General features: G+C 38.6%; 9 protein-coding genes. 5 read left to right on the top strand and 4 right to left on the bottom strand.

From position 1 onward, the window contains the following. Window positions 1–5: 5 nt before the first annotated feature. Together DCC35_RS04025 and DCC35_RS04020 are read left to right on the top strand one after the other, a co-directional pair. Window positions 6–956 (top strand): aspartate carbamoyltransferase catalytic subunit, encoded by a 951-nt coding sequence (locus DCC35_RS04025; protein WP_137089579.1) that lies wholly within the window; start codon window positions 6–8, stop codon window positions 954–956. 93 nt (window positions 957–1,049) lie between these two features. Next, window positions 1,050–3,032, top strand: coding sequence for an OmpA family protein (locus DCC35_RS04020; RefSeq protein WP_137089578.1), 1,983 nt, complete (start codon window positions 1,050–1,052; stop codon window positions 3,030–3,032). 65 nt (window positions 3,033–3,097) lie between these two features. Here the strand turns inward: DCC35_RS04020 and rseP are convergent, their stop codons facing one another. From rseP to DCC35_RS04005, 3 genes are read right to left on the bottom strand one after another with little or no spacing between them, the layout of a single operon-like run. Further along, a complete protein-coding gene (gene rseP / locus DCC35_RS04015; RefSeq protein ID WP_137089577.1) occupies window positions 3,098–4,426 on the bottom strand; it encodes an RIP metalloprotease RseP in 1,329 nt (442 codons plus the stop codon). A gap of 10 nt (window positions 4,427–4,436) precedes the next feature. Next, on the bottom strand, window positions 4,437–5,609 hold the full coding sequence (locus tag DCC35_RS04010) for a 1-deoxy-D-xylulose-5-phosphate reductoisomerase (protein ID WP_137089576.1): 1,173 nt from the start codon (window positions 5,607–5,609) through the stop codon (window positions 4,437–4,439). Further along, complete coding sequence (locus DCC35_RS04005; protein ID WP_137089575.1) at window positions 5,602–7,107, bottom strand: GH3 auxin-responsive promoter family protein; 1,506 nt, start codon at window positions 7,105–7,107, stop codon at window positions 5,602–5,604. Before DCC35_RS04005 ends, DCC35_RS04010 begins: the two co-directional genes overlap by 8 nt. Before the next feature lie 120 nt (window positions 7,108–7,227). Here DCC35_RS04005 and DCC35_RS04000 point away from each other — a divergent pair, with 120 nt between their 5' ends. Next, window positions 7,228–8,679, top strand: coding sequence for a trypsin-like peptidase domain-containing protein (locus tag DCC35_RS04000; RefSeq protein WP_137089574.1), 1,452 nt, complete (start codon window positions 7,228–7,230; stop codon window positions 8,677–8,679). Between the two features lie 34 nt (window positions 8,680–8,713). Here DCC35_RS04000 and dnaA read toward each other — a convergent pair whose 3' ends face one another. Further along, complete coding sequence (dnaA, locus tag DCC35_RS03995) at window positions 8,714–10,126, bottom strand: chromosomal replication initiator protein DnaA (protein ID WP_137089573.1); 1,413 nt, start codon at window positions 10,124–10,126, stop codon at window positions 8,714–8,716. Window positions 10,127–10,431: 305 nt separating this feature from the next. On the opposite strand from dnaA, the gene DCC35_RS03990 reads away from it, so the two are divergent. Both DCC35_RS03990 and scpA read left to right on the top strand, forming a co-directional pair. Next, window positions 10,432–12,306 carry a methylmalonyl-CoA mutase family protein gene (locus DCC35_RS03990; protein ID WP_175402708.1) on the top strand — a complete coding sequence of 625 codons (1,875 nt, stop codon included), beginning with the start codon at window positions 10,432–10,434 and terminating at the stop codon, window positions 12,304–12,306. Continuing rightward, complete coding sequence (gene scpA / locus DCC35_RS03985) at window positions 12,303–14,432, top strand: methylmalonyl-CoA mutase (RefSeq protein WP_137089571.1); 2,130 nt, start codon at window positions 12,303–12,305, stop codon at window positions 14,430–14,432. The genes DCC35_RS03990 and scpA overlap by 4 nt, the downstream gene beginning before the upstream one ends. Window positions 14,433–14,664: the final 232 nt, after the last annotated feature.

Genomic DNA, 14,664 nt, shown 5'->3' with positions numbered 1-14,664 from the left:
TATTAATGAACCGGCTAAGCGTAAAGCATTTACTTGGAATTAAAGACCTGACCAGGGAGGATATCGAACTTCTCTTTCAGACAGCTTCTTCATTTAAAGAGGTGATTAACAGACCCATAAAAAAGGTCCCTTCATTACGAGATATTACTATTGCAAATGTTTTCTTTGAAAACTCCACAAGGACCAGGCTTTCTTTTGAACTGGCTGAAAAGAGATTAAGCGCAGATGTAATCAATTTTTCATCGTCGAACAGCTCTGTTAAAAAAGGAGAAACCCTGGTGGATACCGTTCAGAATATCCTCGCCATGAAAGTGGATATGATCGTTATGAGACATGGTAGTCCCGGTGCACCACACTTCCTAGCAAGAAGTCTTGCCAATACTAAAACCGGAAAACACGCGGTAGTAGTTAATGCCGGCGATGGAACTCATGAGCATCCGACCCAGGCTCTTTTGGATACTTTTAGTATTCACGAAAAACTGGGTACCCTTGAAGGAAAAAAAGTGGCTATAATTGGAGATATTCTTCATTCAAGAGTGGCTCTTTCTAATATCTTTGCGCTGCAAAAACTGGGAGCTGATGTAATGGTTTGCGGACCTAACACCTTACTCCCTAAATATATTTCTGACCTGGGGGTAAAAGTAGAGTTAGATGTCGATAAAGCCCTTGAATGGTGTGACGTAGCCAACGTACTTAGAATCCAATTGGAAAGACAACAAATAAAATATTTTCCAAGTTTAAGGGAATATTCACTATATTTCGGAATTGACAGGAAAAGATTAGCAAGACTGAATAAAGAGATAGTTTTAATGCATCCAGGACCAATTAACAGAGGGGTTGAATTAGCCTCTGATGCGGCCGATGCGGATAACGCGATTATACTCGATCAGGTAGAAAATGGGGTAGCTGTTAGAATGGCTGTTCTATACTTACTGGCATCTAAAAAACCCGATTAACGGGCAATTATTGCTTTTCTTAACCGTTAGGAGTTCACATTTACGGTATAATTTTTGTACATTTATCTAAATAATTGTATTTAGACAAGCTTAATGAGGTTTTTTTTAGTTTTTACATTTTTATTTCTAACTGTTACCGATTTAGCGATAGCGCAGAAGAAAGACAAGAAGAAGGGAAGGAGCTATAATATTGTTTCCCCTGAACAATCTTTGCTAAAAAAAACTGATTCCACCTACGTATTTGAATTTTCCAATATTAACCGTCTCGACTATTTTGCTGATGCTAAGCTCCAGAAAAAAATCCTCGAGTGGGACAGAAAAAAAGACTGGGAAAACCTCTATCCGACTCTTGAGATCTATGTAGCTAATTTTGGAGTGGAAAATTTTTTCAAAGATAATTACCTTCTCTGGAGGCTGGCCAAGCTGGCTGAACACTTTGGTGAAACAGAAAAATCAAAATATTATTACCGCCTGGTGCTGAAGCATCACAGGGAAGATCTTGATATCGGAAAAACTGAGCTTCATTACGATTCACTAACTAAAAATGAAAAGGACTATTACGTTCCTTTAGAATACTATTATGAATTAGTTGATTTCAGGAAGGAGATCGATACTTTAAGGCCTCCTCGTGGGGTGCTTTTAAACATGGGAAAACAGGTCAACAGTAAGACTCCTGATTACGGCCCTACACTCAGTGCAGATGATGCTACCCTGATTTTCACCTCTAAGCGTAACGTTCATAAAACGTCAATGATGGAAGTTAGAGAAAATGAGGACCTTTTCTTTACTAAATTCAAAGATGGCGGATGGGAAGAATCTGAACCTTTCGTGGGAGTAAATACACAGTACAATGAGGGTTCTGCATGTATTAGCAGAGATGGACAAACATTGTATTTTGTTAGATGTAACAGTCCGGATAGTTATGGAAACTGTGATATATTCGAAGCAAAATTACAATCTGACAGCACCTGGGGAGAAATTAAAAACCTGGGTCAGAAGGTTAATTCTGTAAATTGGGATTCACATCCAAGTCTTTCAGTTACTGAGGATACTTTGTTTTTTGCATCAGACAGGATTGAAGGATTCGGTTTGTCAGATATTTATTACACGGTTCGTCAAAACGATAACTCATGGGGCAAACCTTATAATTTAGGTCCAGTAGTTAATACTAATGGCAACGAAGTAAGTCCCTATTACGACCATAAATATAAAGTGCTTTATTTTAGTAGCACCGGTCAGCTATTAAGATTTGGTGGGTTTGACATATATAAGTCTTATTATAAGAAAGGAGCCTGGGCAGAACCAAAAAATGTAGGGCCGCTTGTTAACGGGCCAGGTAACGAATATTATTTTACCATAGACAGCAAGGCTGACTTGCTTTTTTACGCCAAATCCTCCGACACACAAAATAATGACCTGGATCTTCATTCTTTCCCACTGCCAATGGGAGCTCAACCCGCAGCAAATACATTATTTGCAGGAAGGCTTGAAGGAATGGAGGGGCAAAAATTTGAGGGCATTGTTTCTGTAATCGATATAGAAAACGGAATAGAGGTAGCTCCGAAGTTCTTACGAGACGATGGTACATTTGCTTTTGATCTCATTGATAACCAAAAATACCTTATTATTCTACAAGGAGATAATTTCTTCCGTATTGAAGAGATTTTTACTGTTGAGGGGGACATGACCGTAGAGTTTGAGGCTCAGGAGATCAATGCAACCATGGAATTTGAATCAGTTGTATTTGATAATGGTAAAGCTGAAATCAAACCCGAAATGCATTCTGACCTTGATAAGGTGGGAAACTTTTTACTTGATCATCCAAACTACATGTTAACGATAGCAGGCCATACTGACAGTGATGGTAATCCGGCAGCGAATAAAGATCTTTCTCAACGAAGAGCAGAAGCAATTAAAGATTTCTTAATAGGCTTCTACAGAATAGATGCAGACAGAATTGAAGCAATAGGTTATGGATCAGACAAACCTCTTGTTAAAGAAAAAACTGAGGAAGATAAACAGCTCAATCGAAGAGTGGAATTCCAAATTGAAAGACCTCCAAAAATGAGTAAATAAAAAATAGATTATAAAAAAACCCGAAGCATCTACTTCGGGTTTTCTTATTAATCCTGAATTAAATATCATCCAAGAAACGAATCTCTGATCCATTGCCAGATATCGTTTCCAAATATAAATACCATTAAAGTTAATAAAATAGCCATTCCGACTTTCTGTGCGCCCTCTAAAAATTTATCACTTGGCTTTCTTCCAGAAACCATTTCATATAATAAGAACACCACATGACCACCATCGAGAGCAGGTATAGGTAATAAGTTCATAAATGCCAGTACCATAGATAACAATCCGGTCAAGGCCCAGAATCTAGTCCAATCCCAGGTTCCTCCAAATGTTCTCATAATACCGATAGGCCCTTGTAATGATTTTGTCGGATCAAGATCTCCACTAAACATTTTGCCAAAAGCCCTGATGTTTACCCAAACAACAGTAAATGCTTTGGATGTTCCCATTGGAATCGCCTGACCAAGGCTATACTCTTCTCTTTCAAAGTTAACACCATCAATTACCGGCTTAAACCCAATAATAGCACTGTCACCTAAAGCAACATTCATATTCTCGATATTACCATCTCTGCTAACCTCGAGATTAACTTCTTTGCCGGCATATTGGTTTATCTCCGATTTGAATTCATCGAAATAAGTGAATTCCTCACCATTGATAGCAAGTATTTTATCACCTTGCCTGAGCCCAGCCTTATCTCCGGGGCTATCCTTGCTTACATCACCCACTACAAATGGGTGTCTGTAGAATATAAATTGACCTTTTTTCTCCGAGAGATCATTCATAAAATCAGACGGCACATTCACTGTAACTGTATCTCCATCTCGCAATACAGTATAATAAGAATCATCTTCAAGCAACACTTCGATATTACTTAGGTCGCCAAATCGATCCCAGTCTTTACCATTTACATTCAGAATCTTATCTCCTGTTTGTAACCCGATTTTCTCTCCTAATTCCAATGCATAAATCCCGGCTTTGTTCACTTCAGACTTAGGGAGATATTCTTCACCATTGACATAGAGTAAACTGATGAAAATAATGATACCGGTAATAACATTGATTATAATTCCTCCCAGCATCACTATTAGTCTTTGCCATGCAGGTTTTGCTCTGAATTCCCACGGTTGAGGCTCTTCATCAAGGTTTTCAGTATCCAAAGATTCATCAACCATACCGGATATCTTTACAAATCCACCAAGTGGTATAGCTCCGAAACTGTACTCAGTCTCTCCCCACTGAAAACCAAATATTTTAGGAGGAAAACCAATTGAATACTTCTCCACTCTCATGCCAAACACTTTGGCCGCCACCAAATGGCCCAACTCATGTAATCCTACTAAAATAGATATGCTCAGAATTAACTGAGCGAACATAATAATTCCTTCCATTATAAAATATTTATCCTAAATACGCATTTGCTAAACTCCGGGTTTCTTTATCTGTTTCTACATAGTCATCAAGACCCGGAGATGATATGTAATCTATTTTCTCTAAACAATGCTCTATTAAATTCGACATCTCTAAAAATCCAACCTTGTCCTTTAAAAACGCATCGACCGCAATTTCGTTTGCTGCATTTAAAATACAAGGCATATTGCCTGATTTTTCCAATGATTCAAATGCCAATGCTAAATTCCTGAACGTATCTGTATCCGGCTTTTCGAAAGTAAGTTGTGGATATTTGGCAAAATCAAACCTAGGAAAATTTGATTTGATCCGGTCAGGGTAAGTCAATGCATATTGTATAGGCACTTTCATATCCGGCAGTCCCATTTGTGCCTTCATACTGCCGTCTTCAAACTGCACCATCGAATGGATAATTGATTGAGGATGGACAACAACCTCTATCTGCTCGGGCTTTAATCCAAACAACCATTTCGCTTCAATTACCTCAAGACCTTTATTCATCATCGATGCCGAATCGATCGTGATTTTAGCTCCCATTTCCCAATTCGGGTGTTTTAAGGCCTGTTCTCTCGATACTCTCTCAAGATCTGCTCGCTTTTTACCTCTGAAAGGACCTCCACTGGCTGTTAAGATTATTTTCTCTATCGGGTTGTGGAACTCTCCGGCAAGACACTGGAAAATGGCAGAATGCTCTGAATCTACCGGATAAATATTCACACCTTTCTGGCGAGCTAGCTCTGTGATTAGTTCACCAGCTACTACTAACGTTTCTTTGTTAGCCAGCGCAATCGGCTTACCGCTTTCAATTGCTCTTATCGTAGGCTTGAGGCCGGCATAACCAACTACTGCTGTCAGAACTATGTCGATAGTATCCATTTCTAAAACGGAAGAAAGTGCATTTTCTCCCGCATAAACCTTAATATCATGCGGATCTAAAGCATCAAATACTTCCTGATACTTATCATCATTAGCAATAACTACTGTGTTGGGTTTAAATTTCAATGCCTGCTCAACCAGCTTTTCAGCACTATTTTGAGCTGTTAAAACTTCTGCTACAAATTTATCCGGGTTTGCCTCGATAACTTCCAGGGCTTGAACACCAATCGAACCGGTTGACCCTAGTATCGCAACATGTCTTTTCTTCTGATCTTTTTTATCAATCATTATTTTTTAAAAAATTCTCTAGTTCATCAGCAAGTGACCTGTCGTTTGAGAGTCTCGGTACTTTATTTTGACCACCCAGTTTACCTCGCTGCCTCATCATTTCTATAAATGCATTCTTCTTCAATGGCCTGACTTTTAGTTTGCGCAAAATACTACCACTAATCAGGTCATCGTAATAAGAATTCAATTCTCTTAATTTATTATCGATTTCAGTTTCGAAATCCTGCAAATTTAATGGTTCTTTATCAAATTCTATATACCATTCGTGTAAAGGAAGCCCCTCATCAGGATTTACCTGTGGAGCAACCGTAAATTCAACGATTTCTGTTTCAGAAAATTTCTCAACAGCTGAAGCAAGTGCTTTTTCAACTTCTTCTCCAATTACATGCTCTCCAAATGCTGATATGAAATGCTTAATTCTGCCGGTCACTACCAATCTGTGAGGAAATTTGGATACGAATTTTACTGTATCACCAATATTATAACCCCATAAACCGGCATTGTTATTTATAATTATTGCATAATTTTTATCCAGCTCTACTTCTCCTACACTCAATCTGGTAGGGTTTTCATCAAACACCTCATCAGCTGGGATAAACTCAAAAAATATTCCGCTATCTACCAATAGCAATAAACCTTTATCACCTTGCTTATCCTGATAGGCTATGAACCCTTCTGAAGCCGGGTATGTTTCGATGCTATCGACGTGGCGACCTATACTTTCAAATAACTTGGCCCGGTATGGTTCAAAATTCACACCTCCATAAACAAACAATGAGAAGTTAGGGAACAATTCACCTGCCTTTTTACCTGTCTCTTCTTTTAGCTGGTCAAAATACATCTGCACCCATGGAGGAATACCCGAGATCAATGTCATGTCTCTATTCCTGGTTTCACTCACTATTGCATCAAGTTTTTCTTCCCAGTCTTCTATACAATTAGTTTTATAGCTTGGAAGCTGGTTAGTTCTAAGATAATTGGGTACGTGATGGTTAACAATTCCAGATAATCTACCTGTCAAAATTCCGTTAGTACGGTACATTTCCGGGCTTCCTGATAAGAATATCAGATTACCTTCAACGAAAGAACTATTCCCTGTTTCGTGAATATAATTCAACAAAGCATTTCGGGCACTGTTAATATGATTGGGGATTGAATCTTTGGTGATCGGAATATACTTGGTTCCGGAAGTTGTACCACTTGTTTTGGCAAAGTATTTAGGTTTGCCCTTCCACAATACATCAGGCTCACCATCAACGACCCTGTCAAAATACGGTTTTAGCCCTTCATAATCTTTAATAGGAACACGCTTTTTAAAATCATCGTGACTTTTAATATTCGCAAAATCATGATCTTTTCCGAAAACAGTCTTACTTCCTACCTTGATCAGGTTATCAAATACTTTTTGTTGATACTTTACCGGATCAGCAGACCATTTCTTCTGTTTACTGGCTATATAAGCCGCGAATGGTTTACTTAAAAAAGACTTTAATCCCATAGCCATGCAAGATAATAAAATTAATGCGTAGGACGTCAACTTTTAACCTATCAACAACTGGCATTTATTTTGATACGTAATAAATGAATAACTTTAAACATAAAAGCAAAGGAGTAAGACATGAAAAAAACACTTTTTGTCATTTTAGTGTCATTTTTGTCAGGAATTGCTGGTGCTTTTTTCTACTCAAAGATCAGTGTTGTTCCTACAGATGACGATGATTTTGTTTTTGCCTCAAATGAACTCGGGCATTCACAAACTCAATTCACCAGTGATAATTCAAGCAATATTACTAGAGCAGGAATTGAAAATATAAATATTGATTTTCGCGAAGCTTCAGAAAAGGCTACTGAAAGTGTCGTCTATATTAAAACTATGGCCAGTGGTAGAAGCGGAGACTCATTCTACGAATGGTTTTTTGGTGGTGGAAGCCCTTCACCAAGAGTAAGCTCAGGGTCTGGAGTGATCTATACCTCAGATGGATTTATAATCACAAATAATCATGTGATCCAGGGAGCAGACAGAATCGAAGTAATGGCAAAACAACGTTCTTATGAGGCCACGGTGATTGGTACAGATCCTTCTACTGACATAGCTGTGCTGAAAATAGAGGCTAAAAATCTACCGGCAATCGAAATTGCCAGTTCCAGGGAAGTAGCTGTCGGAGAATGGGTATTAGCTGTAGGTAACCCGTTTAACTTAACCAGTACCGTAACAGCAGGGATCGTCAGTGCCAAAGGAAGGTCGATCAACATATTAAAAGGTAATTTTCCTATAGAGTCATTTATTCAGACTGACGCTGCAATTAATCCCGGAAATAGTGGTGGTGCCCTGGTCAATGCCAATGGAGAACTGATCGGGATTAATACTGCGATACTTTCAAAAACAGGATCTTATGCAGGATACGGTTTTGCTGTTCCGATCGATATTGCCAAAAAAGTAGTTAATGACCTGATCAATTACCGGGAAGTTCAAAAAGCATTCATCGGAGCTTCAGTAATTGATATTACCTATGAAAACAGGGAATATTCTCCCGACGGATCTACTGATGGAGTGCTAATAACCAAATTAAATAATAATGGTGCTGCTGAAGAATCAGGCCTGGAAGAAGGTGATATGATCATTCGAATAAATGATATCCCGGTTCCGAATAAAACAGCTTATGATGAGACCCTGGGATATTTTTCTCCGGGTGATAAAGTCACTGTTTATGCCAAAAGAGATGATGATATAATCTCAAGACAGCTCACGTTGACAAATGCTCTTGGAACTACCAATCTTATAAAAAGAGAGTTTTATTCTTCTGAAAGGCTCGGAGCAGATTTTGAATCCTTATCTCCAGATGAATTAAAAGCATTTGATGTAGAGGGAGGATTAAGAATTAAAAATGTAAAGCCCGGCCTGATTGAAAGAATGGACCTGACGGAAGAGTTCATTATTACCAAAGTAAATGGTGAAGTGATCGACTCTGCCCAGGAACTGGCAGACATTCTTCAGCAAGCCCGAGGAAGAGTAGTTGTAGAAGGAATTAATCAGCGGGGAGTAAAAGGATATTTTAGTTACTTATTCTAAAATAAAAAAGGCTGCGATTGCAGCCTTTTCTCTTCTATCTGTTATAAGATTTTATCTGTAATTTCTTCCGGATATTATCTACTTCATCTTTAAACTTACTATCAACTTCCATCAAGTCACTGACAGTTTGCACTGCGTGAATTACTGTACTGTGGTCTCGACCTCCAAAATGATAACCGATGGACTTTAATGATAATGAAGTATGCTCCTTGCTAAAATACATTGCTACCTGTCTGGCAACCACTATTTCTTTCTTCCTGGTTTTTGATTTTATATCATCAAGACTCACATCGTAATGCTCAGCAACTGTTTTTTGGATAAAGTCTACCCCAACATCACTATCGATATCCTGAACTATATTTTTTAAAGTGTCTTTAGCTAATTGAAGGTCAATTTCCTTTCTGTTAAGAGAAGCTTGAGCAACCAGAGAGATCAATACTCCTTCCAGCTCTCTTATATTCGTATCAACACTGTAGGCAAGATATTCCAGTACATTATCGGGAATATCAATTCCTTCAGACTGTAGTTTCTTTTGCATAATTGCAATACGAGTTTCGAAATCCGGTGTCTGAAGATCTGCAGTTAAACCCCATTTAAATCTTGATAGTAATCTTTCCTGTAATCCTTTAAGATCACGAGGTGGACAATCACTTGTCATAATTATCTGCTTACCCGACTGGTGCAAATGGTTAAAGATGTGGAAGAAAATTTCCTGTGTCTTTTCTTTACCTGAAAGGAATTGCACATCGTCTATAATAAGTGTATCAACCTGTAGGTAATAATTACTGAAATGCTGAATATTATTGTTTCTCAGCGCTTCAATAAACTGGTTGGTGAATTTCTCTGATGAAACGTAGAGAACAAATTTGTCAGGATACTGACCTTTTATTTCATTTCCCACAGCCTGCACCAAATGGGTTTTTCCAAGCCCTACCCCTCCATATAATAGTAAAGGGTTAAAACTGGTAACACCCGGTTTCTTAGCCACAGCATATCCTGCTGATCGAGCCAGCCTGTTGCAATCGCCTTCAACAAAATTATCAAATATGTAACCTGAATTTAAGTTGGATTCATGTGTCGGAGCAGAAGACTTAATATCGAAAGGACTAAAATTCTCAATATTAGTCTTGCCATTTACTTTTCGGTCTGAAGTAGGATAATTGACCGACATTGGTTTGTGGCTCTCGTCACCTTTATCGACTATTACTGAATACTGAAGCCTGGCTTTGTTTCCAAGATTTGCCAAAAGCGACCTCCTCATGGGTCCAATAAAATGCTCTTCGAGATATTCGTAAAAAAACTGACTGGGCACCTGTATAGTAAGTACCTGTCCCTCTATCTTAAGAGGCACTATTGGCTTGAACCACGTATTAAAGCTCTGTTCTCCGATTTCGGCTTTAATATGGCGCAAACAATCTTCCCAAACTGTCTTGCAGTCTTTTTGCATTTAACTTAAAAACGATGGCTTACTATGGATTATTCCCAAAACGGGAAGACAAATTTGATAAAAAAATAGTTCTAAAAAAAATGTGTATTACCTTGACTTTCTGCAAAAATGCTATTCCTCTAAATATTATAGGATTAAGGTTAAATAAAAATCTATATTTCATAAAATAATACTATGATTTATTAAAAAAAGACAAATAGTATTTTAGAGCATTTTTAGGACAAAAATAGCTATCTGAGGTAAAATCACTGCAAAATCATCAGTTTCGGTGTATATTTGAAAAGAATCAATGAACAATATTTCCCGTGGATAAAATTAAACTTGAGAACCAATCTTTTGACCCGATCGATAAGCCTCAATGGTATGACAAGATTATTGAGGATCTCAAAGGAAAAACTTCCATCGAAAAATTAAAGGCTAAAACATATGAGCCTTTTGATGTAGACCCTTTTTATACTGAACAGGAATCCGGACAATGGAAATATCTGGAAATTTTAAATCGCCCGACTGATAAAAATAAACCCAGAGAATGGTGTTACCTCGAAAGAATTAAGGTAACCAATGATTTCAATGCGAATAAGGAAATTAAAAAAGCATTAAAAACCGATGTTGGCGGCTTTATTCTTGACCTTTATGATGATCCGGATATTCAATTCAGTAAAATTCTGGATAGTATAGAACAAACAGAGTTTAAAATATTTCTGGAGTCCGACAATAGAGCATTTACCTGCCTGAATAGGTTTACAGATTATTCTAAAACTGAGATCATCCAGAATCTATCTGGAGGAATTCTCTACGATCCGTTATCTCTACTTAGCAGGCATGGCTCAATTGATGATGCGGTGTTTTCCAAGATCATATCAATGCTGGAAAGAACTGAAAACATAAAAGACTTCACAGTTTTTTCTGTAGACTCATCAACATTTAGCAATGCCGGGGCTTCTGTAACCCAGGAATTAGCTTTTTCATGTTCTGAATTTGCTGAATACTGTACAAGGCTTTCAGATATGGGTGTCCCTCTTCAAACTACTATTTCAGAAAAGCTGACTATCGAAATGGGTACCGGCCAAAATTTCTTTCTGGAAATTGCTAAAGGAAGAGCTCTAAGATACCTTTTCTATAAAATTGCTCAGGAATTTGGGGTTAAAGACATTAGTCCACATGATTTCAACATCCTAAGCAGAACAAGCATGTGGAATAAAAGTCTTTTCGATCCATATGTAAATATATTAAGGACTACTACTGAAACAATGTCCGCATTATTGGGTGGCGCTGATTATATAAAAATAGCTGATTTCAATGCTCCATTCAGACCTAGCGACGATTTCAGTCGAAGAATATCGAGAAATATAAGTCATCTGCTCAGACATGAAAGTCATTTTGATAAAGTGGCTGATCCGGTAGCAGGAAACTGGTTGATCGATAGTCTGACGGATAAATTGATTGGTGCTGCCTGGAAGTTATTCCTTAAGACCGAAGAACATGGTGGATATATGGAAGCCCTTAAAAAGGGTTTCGTTCAGCAGGAGATCAATGAAGTGAGGTTAAGAAAGATCAGTGACCTTGCTGCACATAAAGAAGATTATATCGGAACGACTAAATTCCAAATGTCGGCTGAGATCATCGATCCGGATGCGATCAACCATGATTTTAATGGTAATCCGGAAATCGATAAAGCCCTCACTCCTATTTCTTCAATGACTGAGTTTAACCAGTTGCGCTTGAGAACCGAGGCATTTGTTAAAAGACTTGGGCAAGACTACAGGCCAATGGTGATCCCGGTGTTGCTTAATAATACTGCCGTAGCCCGTGCTCGAAAAGAATATGCAGGCTTATTTTTTGGATCTGCAGGATTCCGAATCGAGGATTCTATGGTAAATAAATCATTAGATGAGCAGTTAGAATATGCCCATAAGTTTCCAAAAGCGATAATTGCTTTTTGTGCGGATAATGATGCTCTTGTAGACGAAGAGATAAAACTTTTTGATGACTACAAGCTTAATGAAAAATCAGAAGAACAGATTCTTAGTGTTTTGGGAAAGCCAACTGATTACGACAAGTTAAAGAGTTGTGATGCAATTGACTTTTTTATTAACCAAAAGACAAACACGATCGATCTTTTGACTCATATGCAGAAGAAGCTGGGTGTAATTTCAACTGAAAAAGAAACTGAAGCATGAGACCTGATTTCACTAAAACGGATATAAGAGAAACAAAAAAATTATATACCCAGGATTCCAATGGACACGAGCCCTGGTTATCCGGAGAACAGATAAAGATCAAATCCGTATATGGAAAAAATGATCTTGACGACATTAATCACCTACATTACGGAGCGGGTAAACCTCCTTATTTAAGAGGACCTTACAGCTCCATGTACGTCACCAGGCCATGGACAATTAGGCAATATGCCGGATTTAGTACAGCAGAAGAATCCAATGCGTTTTACAGAAGAAACCTCGCTGCAGGTCAGCGTGGTTTGTCTGTAGCATTTGACCTGGCAACGCACAGAGGATATGACTCTGATCATCCGAGGGTAAAAGGAGATGTAGGTAAAGCCGGTGTAGCAATCGATTCGGTACTTGATATGAAAGTGCTGTTCGACCAGATTCCACTCGATAAAATGTCAGTTTCAATGACGATGAACGGGGCGGTTATTCCCATCATGGCATTTTATATCGCTACCGCAAAAGAGCAGGGTGTATCTCCTGAAAAATTAACAGGGACAATCCAGAATGACATCCTGAAGGAGTTCATGGTTCGAAACACCTACATTTATCCTCCCGAACCATCGATGCGGATCATCGCTGATATTTTCGAATATACTTCTAAGAATATGCCGAAGTTTAACTCGATCAGTATTAGCGGTTATCATATGCAGGAAGCAGGAGCTACTGCAGATATCGAATTAGCTTATACTCTGGCTGATGGTCTTGAATATATCCGTACAGGCCTCAAAGCCGGAATGGACATTGATAAGTTTGCACCAAGACTAAGTTTCTTCTGGGGAATTGGGATGAACCATTTCATGGAAGTAGCCAAAATGAGGGCAGCCAGAATTCTTTGGGCATCGATTGTTAAACAATTCAACCCAAAGAATCCGAAATCGATGGCTTTAAGAACCCATAGCCAGACCAGCGGATGGAGCTTAACGGAACAGGATCCTTATAATAATGTGGCCAGAACTTGTATCGAGGCAATGGCGGCAGCATTGGGACATACTCAGTCACTCCATACTAATGCACTGGATGAGGCGATTGCTCTGCCTACCGATTTTAGTGCTCGAATAGCAAGAAATACTCAGCTCGTTCTTCAGGAAGAAACGGGTATCACGAACTTTGTTGATCCATGGGCTGGTTCTTATTATGTTGAAAAGCTGACTAAGGAACTTATTGACAAAGCCTGGAAGCATATCGAAGAGATTGAAGAACTGGGCGGTATGGCAAAAGCTATTGAGACCGGACTGCCAAAAATGAGAATTGAAGAAGCGGCGGCCAGAAAACAAGCCGGTATTGATACAGGGAAAGAAGTAATCGTTGGTGTTAATAAATATGTTTCTGAAGAAGAAACTGAGCTTGAAATACTTGAGATCGATAATTCTGCGGTGATGAAATCTCAGTTAGATCGTCTCGATGAGCTTCGAAATAATAGAAATGATGAAGAAGTTCAGGAAGCAATGGATGCAATCACCAAAGCAGCTGAGAGCGGTGAAGGAAATTTACTGGAGCTGGCTGTCACCGCTGCAGAAAAGAGAGCTTCTTTAGGAGAAATATCTTATGCCATGGAAAAAGTATTTGGAAGACATAAAGCTGAAAGTCAATCTGTATCCGGAGTATACGGTGGCGAATCTAAAGAAAATGAAGCGTTTAATAATGCAGTTAAAATGTCTGATGAATTCGCTGAAGCTGAAGGACGCAGACCAAGGATCATGATTGCAAAAATGGGTCAGGACGGACACGACAGAGGTGCCAAAGTAATTGCTTCTGCCTTTGCCGACATCGGATTTGATGTGGATATCGGACCTTTATTCCAGACACCGGAAGAAGCTGCAAAACAGGCGGCAGAAAATGATGTGCATTTTATCGGTGCGAGTAGTTTGGCCGGTGGTCATAAGACTCTTATTCCTGATTTGATCAATGAACTTCAAAAGATCGAAAGAGATGATATCATGGTCATCGCCGGTGGAGTAATTCCTCAGCAGGATTATCAATTTTTATTCGACTCAGGCGTTTCGGCAGTCTTCGGACCAGGAACGGTAATTCCTGATGCAGCAGTAAAAATTATGAAAAAATACCTGGAAGAATAGAACGTATTTTGAGAATTATAAATGAAAAGCGAGGATAAAGGTTCTCGCTTTTTTTAGTTTAATTCGGATTACAAATCCTATGATAACAGTTCGACATTGCAAATGTCGAACAGCAGCTTTCTCTAGTGATTCAACTATACAAAATGAAGCTGCCTTTTTAATTATAGCTACATCAATAACGCTCTTTGGAATTTGTAATTCCGAAGCCCTATCTCTGGATTTGTAATCATGA

Origin of the sequence: Mangrovivirga cuniculi, assembly GCF_005166025.1 — a bacterium.
Classification (GTDB): domain Bacteria; phylum Bacteroidota; class Bacteroidia; order Cytophagales; family Cyclobacteriaceae; genus Mangrovivirga; species Mangrovivirga cuniculi.
This window is presented reverse-complemented; position numbering and strand designations above follow the sequence as displayed.